A 16,380-nucleotide genomic window follows, 5' to 3' on the forward strand; every position below is an offset into this window, starting at 1 on the left:
ATCAAGGTGCAGCCGGAGCGCAGGAAACGAGCCGCGCGCTCCGTCTTGAGGAATTTACTGAAGCACGCGATTGACCGAATAGTCACCGCGCAGAATGCGTTCCGGCAGGCCCTCTGCCAGCTTGGCAACGGCATCTTCGCCATACGTGGAAACAAGATCAGCAAGTGCAGTAAACATGGCTGCGTGAGCAACAGCATCCGTATCGACACCGCAGGCAATCGCCTCGGACCATGCATCCTGAATGAAACCAAGCGCAGCACGGCGAATATCGTCGTCTTCAAGGTATTGGACGTCCGCAGACATCTCGCTGAATTCGTCGTTGGTCATGCTGTCCCTTAGGTCTTTGCCGCTTTCGCTTCGGATGAGTCGGTGCCGTTCCCCGAATCTGCGAAGACCTTACCATGGGAAGACTACGCGGGAAGCGAGTGTGAAGGCCTTCTTAACGTCCACCCACAAATTATACGTGGAGGGTTAAGCCTTTGGTAACGGAGCACGGTTAGCGGGCGTAACGTGCCGTAACGTCCCGGCTCAGCTTCTCGCCTTCCTGGATATAGGCGTTCATGGCAGCCCGTGCGGCCGGTGTACAGCTTTGATACACCGAAGAAAATCCGCGATAGCCGAGGTTGAAGCGCTCGATGTGGCGGCGCTTGCGCACTTCGTCCTGCATTTCAGCGTCCAGCAGGTTTTCCATCCGCTCACGCCAGCTCGGCGCATCCTCGCGCCCGCACAGGGGCCGCAGGAAATGCAGAGCCCCGAGGATTTCCGACAGGCGGAGCAACTGACGTTCATAGGGTGCTTCGGACAGCGGGTCCTGTGAAAGAACCGGCAAAGGCGAGAGCATCAGGACAGCCGATGCAAGGCCTGCAAGCACTGCCGTGGTCATTTGGCGCCGGGCGCTGGTATGTGTGCTGGAGTCCATCGGTTCCCTGCCTGTCCGGCCGGATAATGGGCTGCAAGGACCGGCGGTGCAAGGCCGCGGGTTTCCCCGTCAACAGGCCATCAGCTTCCGGATACGTTCAGCAGTGCCAGGAGTCATTTCAAGGTTGTCGAGCCCGGAAAGAGGCATGAAGCAGGCCTCTGCCGCGTCATCGCCTGCGATGGGTTCGCCTGAAACATAGGCTCCCATGAAGACCGTCAGATGAAACCGGGCACGAATCGCGCCGTCCTCTTTCCGGCTCTCGATGATGAGGGCGTCGACAGGCTCACCAAGCAGCGCGGTGACCCCGGTTTCCTCCAGAAGTTCCCGCTGTGCGGCCTGCAGAAGGCTTTCGCCTGCCTCGGCTTTGCCGCCGGGAAGGCTCCAGAAACCGGCATAGGGCGCCTTGCCCCTGCGGATGAGCAGAACGTCTCCATTCCTGTGGCAGAGAATGCTGACACCTGGAACAAGAGGAGGAAGAGCAGGGGGCCTGGACATGGCTCAGGCAAACAGGGCGTCGATTTCCGCCTGTGCTTCGGAGCCTTCGTGCGCAGGAACATCCCGGGTGCTGATGTGACCATGGATGACACCGCTGGCCATAGCGATCAGCGGCTTGATCTCGTTGGTTGCCTTTTCCGCGAGCTCAAAAGCCACTTCCGACGGAGAGACAGCATTGCGAATCATGTCCTGCGAGCTGAGGACGGCGGCATTGATTCCCGCCACCAGTGACTCCAGATGCGAGCGCAGGCGAACCGGTGCGGCATGATAGGCCAGAATCGCGAGCTGGCGTTCGGAGAAGCTCGAGTTCTCGAAATGCGTTTCGTAATCTGCCGGGCTCCAGCTCAGCACGTCCTCGGCGCATTCCGGCATGGCCGGGAGCATTTCGAGCAGCATCACCACTTCATTGAAATGGTTCAGATAGTCGGTTGCAAGGCCAGTCGCCGGGTTGATATTGGCTTTGACAAGCCGCTCGGCGGACAGATCGCCGGTGCCCAGCACTGGATCCTCCTGCGTCATGCCATCCCCCCGGTTGAACTCTACTTCTCCCGAACCTAACCTGCCTTTGTTGCCAAAGAACTAATCAGATCACTGCAAGGATTTTCATGTGCGGACGCTTCACCCTGACATCACCCCCGGAAGCGGTCGCGCAACTCTTCGGTTACCGGGACCGGCCAGACTTTCCGCCGCGCTACAACATAGCCCCCACCCAGCCTGTTGCTACTGTCCGGCATGAGCATGGCCAGCGGCGGTTCGCACTGGTGCGCTGGGGATTGATTCCGGGCTGGGTAAAAGATCCGGCCAGCTTCACCCTCCTGGTCAATGCAAGGGCAGAGACGGCAGCGGAAAAGCCTTCGTTCCGTGCGGCCATGCGTCATCACCGCTGCCTCGTGCCGGTGGATGGCTTTTACGAATGGCTGCGGACTGGCGGGCAGAAGCAGCCCTTCTTCATCCGGCCTGCCGGCGGCGGCTTGATGGCGGTGGCCGGGCTGTGGGACACATGGTCCGATCCGTCGGGCGGCGAGATCGATACCGGTGCCTTGCTGACCGTACCAGCCAACCGGGCCATGCAGGCCGTGCACGACCGTATGCCGGCTATCCTTTTCGAGCAGGATTTCGATGCCTGGCTGGATACCGGACAGGTAAGGGCGGAAGAAGCCCGCCGCCTGCTGCGGCCGGTGGCAGATGACTATCTGGAGTTCATCCCGGTTTCGTCCCGTGTCAATAGTGCCTCTCAGGATGATCCGGGGCTGACCGAGCGTGCTGCCGAGGCGGCACCCGGGGCAGACCCGGAAAAAGAACCGAAGTCCCGTCCCGCCCGCAGAAAGGCGCAAGGCGGCGGTGGCAGCTCCGGTCAGCTTGATCTTTTCTAGGAAAATTGCTGCATTCTTTGGCGTGCTATACGAAAATGTAAATGCCTTTGCGTTAGGTCGTTGGATGACGAAAACGGAAGGGGCAGTATGCGGGCCGCGTTGAATGATCGTCTGGCTGAAGTGCCGGAGCCGAAGGCTGCCCGCCTGGTGCGCCCGATGCGCCGGGATGATCTTCCGGTGGTCGCTGGTCTCTTCAGCCGCGTGTTCCGGCCCTCCGGGGTCAGGGACGCGGCCGCGCTGGAAGCCTATCTTGCCGAATTGCTCTTTGGCAGCCCTTCCTACAGCGAAGCGCACGGCAGTCTCGTTCATGACCATCCCTGTTCCGGCATCAAGGCGGCGGTACTTGCAGTTCCCATGACCTTCAGTGTGGAAGGGCGGCCTGTCATTGCCCGGCTGTTGTGTTCCTTTATGTCCGAAGGACGGGAGGGGCGCTCAGGAGCTGCCCGGATTGCCCGGTCCTTGCGGGCCTGCACACAGGATCTCCTTCTGTCGGACAGTGCCTCGCCGCTCAGCGCCAGCCATTGGCTTTCCGGCGGGGGTCAGGTGCTGACGACGCAAAGCCTGGCGTGGCGCCGGGTGATGCGGCCTGCCTCGGCAGCACGGCTGGTCGCGGGCCAGAGCCTTCCCCGCCTGCGCCCTTTGCTGGCTTTGCTGCCTTGCGGCGCGGTTGACGCTCTTTCCCGGCGGCTCAAGCCTGCGCTTGTTCCGGAAGTGCGGACTGAACTCGGACTGGAAGAAACGGATGCTGCCGGCTTCCTGCGGGCCGCCAGACCGCTGCTGGCCCGTTTCCCGGTTCATCCCCTTTGGCCGGATGAAGAATTCGCCTGGCTGACCGGCCTTGCTGCGCGTAACCATGCGCTCGGCACCTTGCGTTTTGCTCTGGCTAAAGATGGCAAGGGCAGCTTTGCGGCTCTTGCCTGGTACAGCGATGGGCGCAAGGCAACGGTTCTGCATCTGCTGACAGAAGAGGGCCGGGAGCTTGACGCCGCCGCCGCCATGCTGGCCGCCTTCGAGGCTGAGGGTCTGATAATGGCCGAGGGCATGGCAAAACCCAGCCTGATGCGTGCGCTTCTTTCCCAGCGCTGGATCAGCTTCTCTCCGCGCGGCCTGTTCTGTATTGGCAGCCGTTTTTCGAGTGTGAACGACGCTGCACGCCGCGGGGATCTTTATGCGGGCGGCTTCGCCTCGGAAAGCTGGAGCCGCCTGTTGACGGATCTTTGATCCGTTCTCCAGCACAGTGATTGCGCCTGTCCTTTTCGGGCGGAGAGCGGTAAGAGGCGAACAGGACTACCGCACGCAGGAAAGGGCTGACCATGGCCGAAGAAGAAGAGACTGCATCCTTCGACGAGGAAGCACTGGCCGAGGTCTATAACAGGGGTCTTGATCTGGAGAAGGCCGGAGATCTGGATGGCGCGGAAGCGGCCTACCGGGAAGCCCTGACCATCGATCCGGAAGACCACTGCGGCGCCAGCGTGCGCCTTGCGGCCATGGGCCGCGATGCTGCACCCGATGCCATGCCGGAAGCCTATGTGTCGACGCTCTTCGACCAGCATGCCGATGTCTTCGAGGCCATTCTCGTCGATCAGCTGGGCTACTGTGTGCCGCTTCTGCTGCGTGAGCAGCTGCGCAGCCATGCGCCGGGACCCTATAAGGCTGCGCTGGATCTTGGCTGCGGCACCGGCCTGACCGGTGAAGCGCTGGGCGATATCTGCGAGGGGATGACGGGCGTCGATCTGTCCGAAAAGATTGTCGAGATCGCCTTCGACCGGGAGGTCTACACCGACCTTTACGTCGGCGAGGCGGTCGCCTTTCTGGAAGAGTTCGAGGACGATGATGGCCAGCGTCCGGTCTATGACCTGATCGCAGCGACAGACGTCTTCCCCTATCTCGGTAAGGTGGAGCGGATCGTGGCAGCCGCAGCAGACCGGCTGACTCCGGGCGGTGTTTTCGGCTTTTCGACCGAGACCCTGCCGGACGAAGCTCTGGGCGGGAAGGATTATCTCGTCGGCCCGAAGCGGCGCTATGCCCATTCGGAAAGCTATCTGCGGCGCGTGCTGGAAGCCTCCGGCTTCTCCATTCTGGCCATGGACCCGATCACCGTGCGCCTTGAGGAGGGCGAGCCGGTGCCGGGCCATCTGGTGCTCGCCCGCCGGGGATAAAACCGGGCTTGCGCCAGCCTTCAAGGCTGGCGCAACAATCCGCAAATCTTCACCTCTCAGCCAAGATGCTGCTTGAAGAAGGCGATGGTGCGCTCTTCTGCAAGCTTTGCGGCGGCCTCGTCGTAGCGAGGCGTGGTGTCGTTGTGGAAGCCGTGGTTCACGCCGGGATAGATGTAGGCCGTGTAGGTCTTGCCGTTGGCCTTCAACGCTTCCTCGTAAGCTGGCCAGCCCGCGTTGATGCGCTCGTCCAGCTCGGCATATTGCAGCAGAAGCGGTGCCTTGATGGCCGGAACGCCGTCCAGAGGCGCCTGGCGGCCATAAAAGGGCACGCCTGCAGCAAGCTCCGGATAGGCAACGGCAATGGCATTGACCACGCCGCCGCCGTAGCAGAAACCGACTGCCCCTACCTTGCCGGTACTGTCCTCACGGGCCAGCAGATGCTCGAAACCGGCGAAGAAATCATTCATCAGCTTTTCCCGATCAACCGTCTGCTGCAATTCACGGCCCTTGTCGTCATTGCCCGGATAGCCGCCAACGGATGTGAGCCCGTCCGGCGCCAGCGCCATGAACCCGGCCTTTGCCATGCGCCGTGCCACATCCTCGATATAGGGATTGAGGCCCCGGTTCTCGTGGATCACGAGGACGGCAGGCAGCTTTGCGGCAGCTCCTGCTGGCTTCACCAGATAGCCGTTCACCTCGCCGTTGCCATTGGGGGAGGCATAGGTGATGCGTTCAGCCACGATCCCGGCATCATCGGGCGCCACCTGCTGGGCCAGAGCATAGTTGGGAGCCAGCTGATCCAGCAGCATGGCCGCGGTAATGCCCGCGACCGTAAACTTGGCGGCCTTTTCGAGGAAGTCACGCTTGGTGATCTTGCCGTGGGCGTAGAAGTCGTAAAGGTCGAGGAGTTCCTGGGGGAAATCCCGCGCCGTCTTGCGCTGCATGGGCGTCATGTCATCCATCGTGTGCTCCTTGCCGCATGATGCACCCGCCTCCGGGCATCGTCATTCGCAAGCCGCTACACTAATGCGCGCTGATGCAAGTACGAGCGTCCAATCAACCTTGCACGTAAAAGTGAACGCCGGTGATCAAACGCCGCAGAGCATCATCCTCTGCGGCGCAGTCCTGAGCCTATGCCCGTTCCAGCGCCGCCACCACTTCCACATGCGGGGAGTAGAGGAACTGGTCCACCGGTGTTACGCGGGTGACCTTGAAGCCGCCGTCGATCAGTATACGCAAATCGCGGGCGAGGGTGGCCGGATTGCAGGAGACGGCAGCAATTCGCTTCACCTTGGAAAGGGCCAGCTGCTCCGCCTGCGCCTGCGCGCCCGTGCGCGGCGGGTCAAAGGTGACGGCATCAAAGCCTGCAAGCTCCGCTGCCATCAGCGGGCGGCGGAACAGGTCACGCCGCTCGAAGGTGATCTGCCTGAGGCCTGCCGGCTGGCGCGACGCCCGGTCGAGAGCAGCCACGGCTGCGGCCTCGCCTTCCACCGCGTGCACGGACATGGTTTCGGCCATGCGGAAGGTGAAGGTGCCGATGCCCGCGAAAAGGTCAGCCGCCTTCTTCGATTTGCCAAGGGCAGCCAGAACCAGAGTTGCCAGATGGGCTTCGGCCTCGGCTGTGGCCTGCGTGAACCCGCCCGGTGCGGGAACGGCTGCCACCTTGCCCATTGGCAGCGCCGGGGCGCGTGCTTCCAGGATGATCTCACCATCAACGGAGAGGCGGGCAAGACCGAGATCCGCCGTCAGGCCCGAGAGCTGCACCAGCTTCTTTTCCATGCCGGGCGCCGCATTGGCCAGCGCCACATCAAGGCCGGCCGGCGTTGCCAGCACGGTCAGGCGCAGCTCCCCTTTGCGCGGCATCAGCACTTCGGCAAGGCGCTTGAGGCCCGGCACGGCGGCAACGATCTTCGGGTCCAGCACGGGGCATTCGGTAATGTCCACCAGCCGGTTGCTGGCCCGCTCGTGATAGCCGAGCAGCAGCTTGTGACCGGCGCGCACGGCCGTCAGCACGGCGCGGCGGCGGGAGCCGGGTGCACTTGGGATGACCTCATCCACCGGTACTTCGATGCCCCGGTCTTCCAGCGCGCGTACCACCTGATCCCGCTTGAAAGCGAGATAGTCAGGCTCGGCCATGTGCTGCAGGGAGCACCCGCCGCAGGCCTCGAAATGGCGGCATGTGGGCTCCACACGGGCAGGGCTGCGGGTGAGGATTTCGAGGATGGTGGCCCGGTCCCCTTGCGCTTTCACGCGCAGCACGTCGCCCGGCAGTCCGCCGGGTACGAAAAGAGGGCCTTTCGGGCCAGAAGCCAGCCCGTCGCCCAGGTGGCCGAGGGCGGTGATGGTGATGTCGATTGTCGCGTCCGTCATCGCCGTGCGATACCCCGCCCCGCCGCCAACCGCAAGCGCGGAATTGCGGGGTTTATGCAAGACACTCGCCTTCCTTATGCCAAGGCTTTCAGATGCTGACGCATCACGCCTGGAATTTGCTCAGCCGTCCTTGCGGCCATAGAGCAGGAACTCGCGGTTGCCGTCGCCACCGGTGACGGGGGAAGGGATGAGGCCGAGAGACTTCCAGCCAGGCAGGGAATCCAGCCAGAGGCGCAGGTCTTCGGCGCAAGGCTCCACCAGATCCGGCTGCACCAGACCACCCTTGCCGATGCCCTGACGGCCCACCTCGAACTGTGGCTTGACCAGAAGAATGGCTTCAGCACCGGGCACAGCAAGCTCAAGGGCTGGAGGCAGTGCGAGTTTCAGGGAAATGAAGCTGACGTCCGAAACGATCAGCTGCGGCGCCACGCCCTCAAGGTCTGCCAGCGTCAGGTCGCGGGCATTGAGCCCATCGCGGCGGTTGACCTTCGGATTGGAACCAATCCGCTCGTGCAGCTGGCCGTGGCCCACATCAATTGCATGGACACGGGCAGCATTGCGCTCAAGCAGCACCTGTGTGAAGCCGCCGGTGGAAGCGCCGACATCCAGACAGATCTTGCCCGCCGGATCAACCGGGAAAGCCTCCAGCGCCGCGAGAAGTTTCAGCGCGGCACGGGAAACGTAATTTTGTGCCGGATCGGCCAGCGTGATCTTCTGGGTCGAAGCGACAAGCTGCCCCGGCTTGGTGATGACCACACCATCGACACTGACCGTGCCGCGTAGAATGGCATCCCGGGCACGGGCACGGCTGGGGGCAAGGCCGAGGTCGGCGAGGCACTGGTCAAGGCGCAGGCGGCTGGACATACGGGCGGGGTTCCACAGTGGTGGTGGCCGTGTTCACAGGCAGCCGGCAAGCCCGGCTACCAGAACATCGAAATAGAGCTGTTCGCCATAGCGCAGCCAGCCGAAAGCAGCCAGCGCAATCAGCGCCCCGCCCGTTAGCCCGCCTGCTGCAATCCAGCGTACCGGTACCACGCCGAAATCTCCCGCTTGTCCTGCGTCCGCAGGGGCCCGCTTTCAGGCCCCGTTGCGTGCGATCAGGTTCTTCAGCTTCTGCAGCGCAGTCGCCGGATCTTCCTCATAGGCGATGGTGCCAACGAAACGGTTGCTGCCATCCATGAGGTAGATCATCGCCGAATGATCCATCGTATAGCCGCCGCCGTCCAGCGGAACTTTCTTGGCATAGACGCGGTAGGCCTTGATCACCGCGTCGATCTGCTCGCGTGAGCCGGTCAGGGGGGTGATGCGAGGGTCGAAGGCCGCCACATAGTCGCCGATCACCTCTGGCGTATCACGCTCCGGGTCGACCGACACGAAGGCATAGTTCATCCTGTCCGCATCCGGCCCGAGCTGCTCGATCCAGCCCTGAAGATCCGACAGAGTGGTGGGACAGACATCCGGACAGAAGGTGAAGCCGAAGAAGATCGCCAGTGGCTTGCCGGCAAAGTCCTTGTCGGTCACCGTGGTGCCATCTGCGCGCACGAGCGTGAAGGGGCCGCCAATGCTGGCAACGGAAGCGGTCTGCGACGTGCCGCCGCCGTTCTGCATCTGCGAGACGGTGACATATCCTGCGCCGATGGCGAGGGCGGCAACTGCCGCCCAAGCGCCGTAGCGGATGAATTTCAGAGAAGACATGTTCCCTCTCAGTGGCTGTGGGCTGCCCCGTTGTGGCTGCCGTGGTCATTGCCCTTGGCGCCCATCTTTTCGACCTTGAGCGTCACATCTACCTTGCCTGCCTTTTCGAAGGTCAGGGTCATGGGAATGCTCTCGCCTTCGGTGAAAGGCTGCTTCAGCTCCATCATCATGATGTGCAGGCCGCCCGGCTTCAGCACGGTATCCTGTCCGGCGGGCAGGGCGATGCCGCCTTCGACTTCCCGCATCTTCATGATGCTGTCGACAACCGCCATTTCATGCAGCTCGACGCGCCCGGCAGCCGGGGAGCTTGCGGAAATCAGCTTGTCGTCGGCTGCACCGCCGTTATGCACCTTCAGGAAGCCGCCAGCTGCCGGAGCGTTCGGCGGAGTGGCGCGGGTCCAGGGGTGGTTGATGACGAGATCACCGAGCTTGAACTCGTGCGCCATGGCGGAGGAAGCGAGCAGGGCGAGCGCAGCGGCAGCGCCGGCAAGGGTCTTCAGAATGGTCATGTGTCTTCCAGTCATGTGGGCGGCAGCATCAGGCATGCCGCAGATCATCAGGGGTAAATGCTTGCGGGATGTCAGATCGCAGGCGGTGCCCTGATGGCCTTGCCGGTCAGCAAGGCCTCGGTGACGGGAAGGGATTGATTGCGTAACAGCGGCAGGAGCGCCACTTCCGGAATGCGCAGGCTTGAATCGTTCAAGGGCGCGGCAAACAGCGGTCCGGTAATGGCAATGTGGCAACCCGTGGCGCAGAGACAGGCTGCCGGATCATGCGGTGCCCGAGGTGCCTCTCCGGGCTTTGAGGCTTCCACGCCCTGACTTGCGCCTAGACAAATGCTGCCGAAATCCACATCTCCGGCCAGCGCTGCGGCATGGGCGGGAGAGGCGAGCAGGACGAGCCTGAAGACAATGGCAATCACCGCCATCAGCGCGAATGGCGTGCGTTCCGTGCGCAGGATTGCAAACAGGCTCGAGGGCGTCTTCATGGGCGTACTATGACCATTTCCTGTACACCGCGCGAGCGCAAATTTGCCGCACCTTGCAAGTCAGCGGTGTGCGTCCGGGCTGTCCGTGTCCTGTCCGGCGCCGGGCACATTTTCCTCCGTGACGCCGGGCTCAGCCGGATCGAAAGCCTGCGTGTCATAAGCCGGGAACTCTTCGGGCGGAATGATGAGCGGATCATCGGTGTCCAGCGGATCAGGTGCGATGACCGAGCCCACCTGCGCGGTGGCGGCGTATTCGAAGTCCGTCTTTTCGTCGCGCGAGGGCGTCTTGCGCGTCATCAAGCGGCCAGTAACGAACAAGATTGTGGCCACTTGCACCAGTGCCACCTGCGCATAAAGCCCTTCCGAGCCCATGACATTCATCAGCAGCGATGCGGACATGGGGCCAAGGATGGAGCCGATGCCATAGGCAAGCAAAAGGCCGGAGGACGTCTCCACATATTCCGCCGGGTCTGCATGGTCATAGGCGTGGGCGACGGAGACCGAATAGGCGGGTTGCAGGAAGGCGCCAACGCTCATGGTCATCAAGGTGGCGATGAGCGGGTTCGATGGCTTGAAGACAACGATGATGCAGGCCATCACCAGGGTCGCGATGGCAAGCCCGACCAGTACGATACGGCGGTCCATTCTGTCCGAGAGGCGGCCAAAAGGCCACTGTGCAAGCACGCCGCCGCCGATGTAGGCCGCGGCATAGAATGCGGCCTGATCGTTGCTGAGGCCGATCTGAGAGCCATAGAGCGGCGTCAGCGTCCACATGGCGCTGCCTGCAACACCCACAAGGAAACAGCCGACGAGCGCTGCAGGGGACGTGAGATACAGCTTTACGGGCCGGAACCGCACCAGTGTGATGGGTGCGGGCTGGTTGGCGTTTGTCAGGGATACAGGAATGACCGCAAGACTGACCATGACAGACGCCACCGCAAAGGGTAGGAAACTGTCGATGCCGGTGGCTGAAACGGACACCTGACCGACGATCATCGAGGCGTACAGAACCACGATGTAGACCGACATGATCGTGCCGCGGTTGCGGTTGTCAGCTGCCTCGTTCAGCCAGCTTTCTACCACCATGTAGAAGCCTGCGAGGCAGAAGCCGGAAATGGCGCGGATGACGCTCCAGGACACGGGGTCCATCAACACGGGATGCAGGATCACAGCTGCGGACATCAGCGAAACCAGCGCTGCGAAGGCCCGGATATGGCCTGCACGCATGATCATGTAAGGCGAGCCAAAACAACCAAGCACCATGCCGACGAAATAGAACGATGACACGAAGCCGATTTCGAGATCGGAGAAGGATGCCTGCTGCGCGGCAAGAGGCAGAAGCGTGCCCTGCAGGCCGTGGCCAACAAGCAGCAGGCCCACCGATGCAAGCAGGGCGGAAATGGAGGCCAGAGCCTTGATCATGATGTCATCCTCAACGCACGCAAGGCAGAAGTCTACCCGGTGGTTGTGAAAATTTTCGTGTGGTGATGCGGCAGCCGTCAGGCGCGCAGGGCGAGACCTGCGGCGTCCTTGCCCAGCACCTCGAACACCTTGCGCATGATGCCTTCGGCGTTGAGACCGGCATCCCGGTACATCACGTCCGGCTTGTCGTGGTCCTGATAGCGGTCCGGCAAGGTCATGGTGCGCACCTTGAGGCCCTTGTCCAGCGCGCCAAGTTCGGCCAGCGCACTCAGGACATGGCTGCCGAAGCCGCCAACGGAGCCTTCCTCAACGGTGATCAGAACCTCGTGCTCGCGGGCCAGCCGCTTCAGCAGATCCAGATCAAGCGGCTTGGCGAAGCGGGCATCGGCCACCGTGGTCGAAAGCCCGGCGGCATCCAGCTCATGCGCCGCCGTCATGCACTCCGCCAGACGGGTGCCGAAGGACAGAAGAGCCACCTTCGTGCCTTCCTTGCGGATGACACCCTTGCCGACCGGCAGCACCTGCCCGCGTTCCGGCAGTTCGATGCCAAGGCCCTCACCGCGCGGATAGCGGAAGGAGATGGGGCCTTCATCATAGGCGGCAGCCGTTGCCACCATATGCTTCAGTTCGGCCTCATCGGCGGCTGCCATCACCACGAAGCCGGGCAGACAGGCGAGGAAGGCGGTGTCGAAGGCACCTGCATGCGTGGGGCCATCGGCGCCCACCAGACCCGCACGGTCGATGGGGAAGCGAACAGGCAGGCCCTGGATTGCCACGTCATGCACCACCTGATCATAACCGCGCTGCAGGAAGGTGGAGTAGATGGCAACGAAAGGCTTGTAGCCTTCGCTGGCAAGGCCCGCACCAAACGTGACGGCATGCTGTTCGGCAATGCCGACGTCGAAGACGCGGGTGGGGAACACCTGCTGCATCAGGTCAAGGCCGGTGCCGTCAGGCATGGCTGCTGTAACGCCGACGATCTTTTCGTCACGCTCGGCCTCTTCCACAAGCGCACGGGCAAAGACGCTGGTATAGCTCGGCGCGTTGGCCTTAGGCTTGTCCTGTTTGCCTGTGATGACATCGAAGCGCGCAACGCCGTGATACTTGTCCTTGGCGCCTTCTGCCGGGGCATAGCCCTTGCCCTTCTGGGTGACCACGTGAATGAGCACCGGCCCCTGGTGGGTGTCGCGCACATTCTTCAGGACGGGCAGCAGATGGTCCATGTTGTGGCCGTCGACCGGGCCGACATAGTAGAAGCCCAGTTCCTCGAACAGGGTGCCGCCGGTCCAGAAGCCGCGGGCATATTCCTCGGCCCGTGCCGCCTTTTCCTGAAGCGGGCGCGGCAGGGTGTGGGCGATCTTTTTGGCGGCATCGCGCAGCGACTTGTAGGTCGGGCCTGAAACGAGGCGCGCCAGATAGGCTGACATGGCGCCTACAGGCGGGGCGATGGACATGTCGTTGTCATTGAGGATGACGATGAGCCGCGAGTTGAGTGCCCCAGCGTTGTTCATGGCCTCATAGGCCATGCCGGCAGAGATCGACCCGTCGCCGATGACAGCAATCACATTGTTGTTGCGCCTATCCAGATCCCGCGCCACGGACATGCCGAGGCCGGCGGAGATGGATGTCGAGGAATGGGCTGCGCCAAACGGATCAAACACGCTTTCGCTGCGCTTGGTGAAGCCCGAAAGGCCGCCCGGCTGGCGCAGGGTACGGATGCGCTCGCGCCGCCCTGTCAGGATCTTGTGCGGGTAGCACTGATGTCCCACGTCCCAGATCAGCCTGTCATCCGGCGTGTTGAAGACATAGTGCAGCGCTACGGTCAGCTCGACGACGCCAAGGCCTGCGCCAAGGTGCCCGCCAGTCTGTGACACTGCATCAATTGTTTCCGTGCGCAGTTCTTCGGCCAGCTGGCGCAGGTCGCTCTCGGGCAGGGCGCGCAGGGCGTCCATGCCGGTGATCCCGTCAAGCAAAGGGGTATGCGGCTTAGAAGACACGCTTTGGGTCACTCCATGACACGGCAATGATGCGGCGCAAACAAGGTTCGAGCCTTACACCAACCATCTGGGCGGCGCAAACCGTTCGGCAAGGTGTCCGGGGTCCAAGGAGCGGGAATAGTGAAGCAATCAGCGACCTGCGCGGGAAGAAAACATATCAGAAGTCGCCCGTTGTCACCCGAAAGGGTGATGCAGCAAGGTTTGAAATGCCCTAAGGATGACGCGTGGTCGATGGGGCCACGTGCACAGTGATGACTTGGACCGTGTTTCGACACGGTCCTTTTTTTGTGTATATGGTTGACCTTGCGTCAGCTTTGGAACGATAAGCCAGTGTAAACCGGTTCAGCAGCTTCGGCAGTTCTACTGAGGGGTCAGCAGTATATGCTTGCCAGCCGGTACACTGTCTGCGCCAGTTCCAGCTGGGAGCGGGTCCCCGTTTTTTCGTAGATGCGGCGCAAATGGGTCTTGGCCGTATTGCGGGTGACCGAAAGCGTGTCCAGTGTCTCGGTCAGCGATCCGCTGGCGACCAGCAACTGAACCAGACGGGCCTCGCTCCGGGACAGCCCGTAAACCGACTGCAGAGCCGTATTGATCCCGGCAGGAATGCCGCGCGGCAGATGTATGCGGATCACAAGCTGGGCCGGCCCTTCCTGTCCATCCTGACGGCTGAGTTCCAGCTCAATGCGGCAAGGCGTTCCGCTTTCGGTGATGATAACGAGTTCTTGCGAACCGTTCATCTCTGTTTGCCGCCTGTCAGGCCGGATAGAGCCAAGGAGAAGGCCCGGAGCCATCTTTTCGACCATTGGCTCGAAAAGGTCTTCCAGTTCCCGGGACAGAATGTTGAGCCGCCCGTTGCGCACCTCAAGAATCTGGTTGAGACCGAGTTCTTCCAGAGCAGGTCCCCGGGATGCGATTATGCGGCGCATGGGGTCCATCAGCATCGACAAGTGGCTGCCCGAGTTTGACAGCAATGCCGCCTGCTCCGCCTCAAGACGGGCTTCCCTGATGCGAGAGGCACATTCGAGGGCAATGTTGAGCCGCTTTGACAGCAGGTCTACAAAGTGGAATTCTTGCACGTCGAAGGAGGGCTGCGAGGCTGAGCGGCAGGCAACAAGCAATGCCTTATGCCCGTCCTTTTCATAGACACGGGTCATCAGGGCCTTGGTGTATCGCAAGTCGTCCCTGGCAGGCGAGGGCTCCAGCTCCGGCTTCAACGCCGGGCAGATGATCTTGCGCTTGCAGTGATAGGTCAGAAGACCGGCATCATGCAGCATATAGGCGATGATGGACTTTCCGCTCTCTACCTGGCTGCGCGCCAGATGGATGAGCATCGGCTCTGCGGTGGAACGGTCACAGAAGCGGGCATCATGACGGCCATCCGGACCGAATGTCATGAGCAGCAGTTGCGCTTCGAGATGCTGCTCCAGGGCGGCACATACCTCAGCCCACCTGGCAGGTTCCAGCACCGCATCAAACACGGTATCGAGTGTATGATTGAAGGCAGCCGCCGCATCTTCAGGGCAGGCGCCGCCGAAAATCCTCTTGCCTCCGTTTGCATCCATGATCACCCGAACCTCATATGGCAGGCCTTTCAGGCCTCAGGATCAAGCGGTACTGTCTTTGCGGCGCGGCCGTCAGCTCCAAGCTGGATCTTCTCGACCTTTTCCTCGGCAGCCTTCAGCAACTGATCGCACCGGGCACGCAGGCGGTCGCCGCGCTCATACATCTCGATGCTCTTTTCCAGTGGCACATTGCCCTGCTCCAGCGCCCTGACGATGCTTTCCAGCTGGCTCAGTGCCTCTTCAAAGGACAGGGCGGCAAGAGCCGCAGCTTCGTCGTGTGAAAGCGTTCCGTTCGCCATGGTGTCATCCTCGCCAGTTGGTCAAGTTGGCGACCCTTGCCGGAACGTTGCCGGGCGTCAAGTCTGACATGACTGTTTTGCCGAAGTTTCCTATCCAGTCATCAGCGTCATGACATGGGCGGCCGTGGAGCGGGCCAAGCCTTCAAGATCATACCCGCCTTCCAGCAGGGAAACCACACGTCCACCGGCATGCTGGTCGGCCACATCCATGAGAACGCGTGTGATCCAGCCGAAATCGGCCTCCACCAGGTTGAGCCCGCCGAGCGGATCACGTGCGTGGGCATCGAAGCCGGCGGAAATGATGATCAGTTCCGGCTTGAAGGCCTCAAGCCGAGGCAGGATGCCGGTTTCCACAGCTTCCCTGAAGATGGCGCCGTCATCGCCTGCGGACAAAGGCACGTTGACGATCGTGTCTGCTTCACCGCGTTCGCTGGCGGCACCCGAGCCGGGGTAAAGCGGCATCTGGTGGGTGGAGCAATACATGACGGACGGATCCGCCCAGAAGATGTCCTGCGTGCCATTGCCGTGGTGCACGTCGAAATCGACGATGGCGACACGGCCAATGCCATGGAATGCCTGTGCATGGCGGGCTGCGATGGCTGCATTGTTGAACAGGCAGAAGCCCATGGCCCGCTCATGTTCCGCGTGGTGGCCGGGCGGGCGCGATGCCACGAAGGCATTGCTGACCTTGCGGGTAACCACTTCATCGACGGCCTGACAGGCCGCGCCTGCACCGCGCAGGGCCGCTTCCCAGCTGCCGGGGGAAAGCGTCGTATCGGCATCAAGCCGTACCAGCCCTTCTTCAGGCGCGGACTTGTAGAGCTGGTCCACATAGGCCATGGGATGGGCGCGGGCGATGGCCTCCACAGTGCCCATGGCAGCCGTCTCCCGCTCCAGCGCCTGGAACCGCTCATGCTCCAGCACCCGGTCAATGGCCCGCAGGCGGTCCGGACGCTCGGGATGGCCAATGGGTGTCAGGTGATCAAGAAAGCAGGGATGGGAAATCAGCAGGGTGGACAAGGATCTGCGCTCCTCCGCAAGAACAGGGGTGCCAGTGAGCGGCATTTCATCCCGGCCTGTCAATCCGTGAGGTCACGCTTG

The 16,380-nt window shown here is 62.1% G+C and carries 19 protein-coding genes; 3 read left to right on the forward strand and 16 right to left on the reverse strand.

The window, feature by feature from the left end; translation table 11 throughout:
* Positions 1-54 precede the first annotated feature (54 nt).
* The 4 genes from V6L75_RS03995 to V6L75_RS04010 all read right to left on the reverse strand — a co-directional run bounded on the left by V6L75_RS03995 (position 55) and on the right by V6L75_RS04010 (position 1,933).
* On the reverse strand, positions 55-327 hold the full coding sequence (locus tag V6L75_RS03995) for a hypothetical protein (RefSeq protein WP_050471916.1): 273 nt from the start codon (positions 325-327) through the stop codon (positions 55-57).
* A 169-nt stretch (positions 328-496) separates the two neighbouring features.
* The gene (locus V6L75_RS04000; RefSeq protein ID WP_334250222.1) at positions 497-919 is read right to left on the reverse strand and encodes a TIGR02301 family protein; all 423 of its coding nucleotides are present in this window, start codon (positions 917-919) and stop codon (positions 497-499) included.
* Positions 920-988: 69 nt separating this feature from the next.
* Positions 989-1,414: an NUDIX hydrolase gene (locus V6L75_RS04005; protein WP_334250223.1), complete on the reverse strand. Its 426-nt coding sequence runs from the start codon at positions 1,412-1,414 to the stop codon at positions 989-991.
* Between the two features lie 3 nt (positions 1,415-1,417).
* The gene (locus V6L75_RS04010) at positions 1,418-1,933 is read right to left on the reverse strand and encodes a hypothetical protein (protein ID WP_334250224.1); all 516 of its coding nucleotides are present in this window, start codon (positions 1,931-1,933) and stop codon (positions 1,418-1,420) included.
* Between the two features lie 86 nt (positions 1,934-2,019).
* Here V6L75_RS04010 and V6L75_RS04015 point away from each other — a divergent pair, with 86 nt between their 5' ends.
* From V6L75_RS04015 to V6L75_RS04025, 3 genes are all read left to right on the forward strand, one after another.
* Entirely contained in the window at positions 2,020-2,787 is a 768-nt protein-coding gene (locus V6L75_RS04015) for an SOS response-associated peptidase (RefSeq protein WP_334250225.1), read from the forward strand.
* An 87-nt stretch (positions 2,788-2,874) separates the two neighbouring features.
* Positions 2,875-4,008 carry a GNAT family N-acetyltransferase gene (locus tag V6L75_RS04020; protein WP_334250226.1) on the forward strand — a complete coding sequence of 378 codons (1,134 nt, stop codon included), beginning with the start codon at positions 2,875-2,877 and terminating at the stop codon, positions 4,006-4,008.
* A gap of 92 nt (positions 4,009-4,100) precedes the next feature.
* Positions 4,101-4,946, forward strand: coding sequence for a class I SAM-dependent methyltransferase (locus tag V6L75_RS04025; RefSeq protein ID WP_334250227.1), 846 nt, complete (start codon positions 4,101-4,103; stop codon positions 4,944-4,946).
* Positions 4,947-5,002: 56 nt separating this feature from the next.
* Here V6L75_RS04025 and yghX read toward each other — a convergent pair whose 3' ends face one another.
* The 12 genes from yghX to V6L75_RS04085 form a co-directional block, all read right to left on the reverse strand.
* Positions 5,003-5,890, reverse strand: a complete 888-nt coding sequence (gene yghX / locus V6L75_RS04030; RefSeq protein ID WP_334250477.1) for a YghX family hydrolase — start codon at positions 5,888-5,890, stop codon at positions 5,003-5,005.
* Positions 5,891-6,077: 187 nt separating this feature from the next.
* Positions 6,078-7,376 (reverse strand): class I SAM-dependent RNA methyltransferase, encoded by a 1,299-nt coding sequence (locus V6L75_RS04035; RefSeq protein ID WP_334250228.1) that lies wholly within the window; start codon positions 7,374-7,376, stop codon positions 6,078-6,080.
* A gap of 60 nt (positions 7,377-7,436) precedes the next feature.
* Positions 7,437-8,180, reverse strand: coding sequence for a TlyA family RNA methyltransferase (locus V6L75_RS04040; protein WP_334250229.1), 744 nt, complete (start codon positions 8,178-8,180; stop codon positions 7,437-7,439).
* Between the two features lie 33 nt (positions 8,181-8,213).
* Positions 8,214-8,351: a hypothetical protein gene (locus V6L75_RS04045; protein ID WP_334250231.1), complete on the reverse strand. Its 138-nt coding sequence runs from the start codon at positions 8,349-8,351 to the stop codon at positions 8,214-8,216.
* Positions 8,352-8,393: 42 nt separating this feature from the next.
* On the reverse strand, positions 8,394-9,011 hold the full coding sequence (locus V6L75_RS04050; protein ID WP_334250233.1) for an SCO family protein: 618 nt from the start codon (positions 9,009-9,011) through the stop codon (positions 8,394-8,396).
* A gap of 8 nt (positions 9,012-9,019) precedes the next feature.
* Positions 9,020-9,520 (reverse strand): copper chaperone PCu(A)C, encoded by a 501-nt coding sequence (locus tag V6L75_RS04055; protein WP_334250234.1) that lies wholly within the window; start codon positions 9,518-9,520, stop codon positions 9,020-9,022.
* A gap of 71 nt (positions 9,521-9,591) precedes the next feature.
* Positions 9,592-9,999 (reverse strand): hypothetical protein, encoded by a 408-nt coding sequence (locus V6L75_RS04060; RefSeq protein ID WP_334250235.1) that lies wholly within the window; start codon positions 9,997-9,999, stop codon positions 9,592-9,594.
* A 60-nt stretch (positions 10,000-10,059) separates the two neighbouring features.
* Entirely contained in the window at positions 10,060-11,421 is a 1,362-nt protein-coding gene (locus V6L75_RS04065) for an MFS transporter (RefSeq protein WP_334250236.1), read from the reverse strand.
* A gap of 77 nt (positions 11,422-11,498) precedes the next feature.
* Positions 11,499-13,418 carry a 1-deoxy-D-xylulose-5-phosphate synthase gene (gene dxs, locus V6L75_RS04070; RefSeq protein ID WP_334250237.1) on the reverse strand — a complete coding sequence of 640 codons (1,920 nt, stop codon included), beginning with the start codon at positions 13,416-13,418 and terminating at the stop codon, positions 11,499-11,501.
* A 371-nt stretch (positions 13,419-13,789) separates the two neighbouring features.
* Positions 13,790-14,980: a helix-turn-helix transcriptional regulator gene (locus tag V6L75_RS04075; RefSeq protein WP_334250238.1), complete on the reverse strand. Its 1,191-nt coding sequence runs from the start codon at positions 14,978-14,980 to the stop codon at positions 13,790-13,792.
* A 29-nt stretch (positions 14,981-15,009) separates the two neighbouring features.
* Positions 15,010-15,279: an exodeoxyribonuclease VII small subunit gene (locus tag V6L75_RS04080; RefSeq protein WP_019963041.1), complete on the reverse strand. Its 270-nt coding sequence runs from the start codon at positions 15,277-15,279 to the stop codon at positions 15,010-15,012.
* Between the two features lie 90 nt (positions 15,280-15,369).
* The gene (locus V6L75_RS04085; RefSeq protein WP_334250239.1) at positions 15,370-16,299 is read right to left on the reverse strand and encodes a histone deacetylase family protein; all 930 of its coding nucleotides are present in this window, start codon (positions 16,297-16,299) and stop codon (positions 15,370-15,372) included.
* Between the last annotated feature and the right edge of the window lie 81 nt (positions 16,300-16,380).

The sequence above is a fragment of the Pannonibacter anstelovis genome (assembly GCF_036881715.1).
Taxonomy (GTDB): Bacteria; Pseudomonadota; Alphaproteobacteria; order Rhizobiales; family Stappiaceae; genus Pannonibacter; species Pannonibacter anstelovis.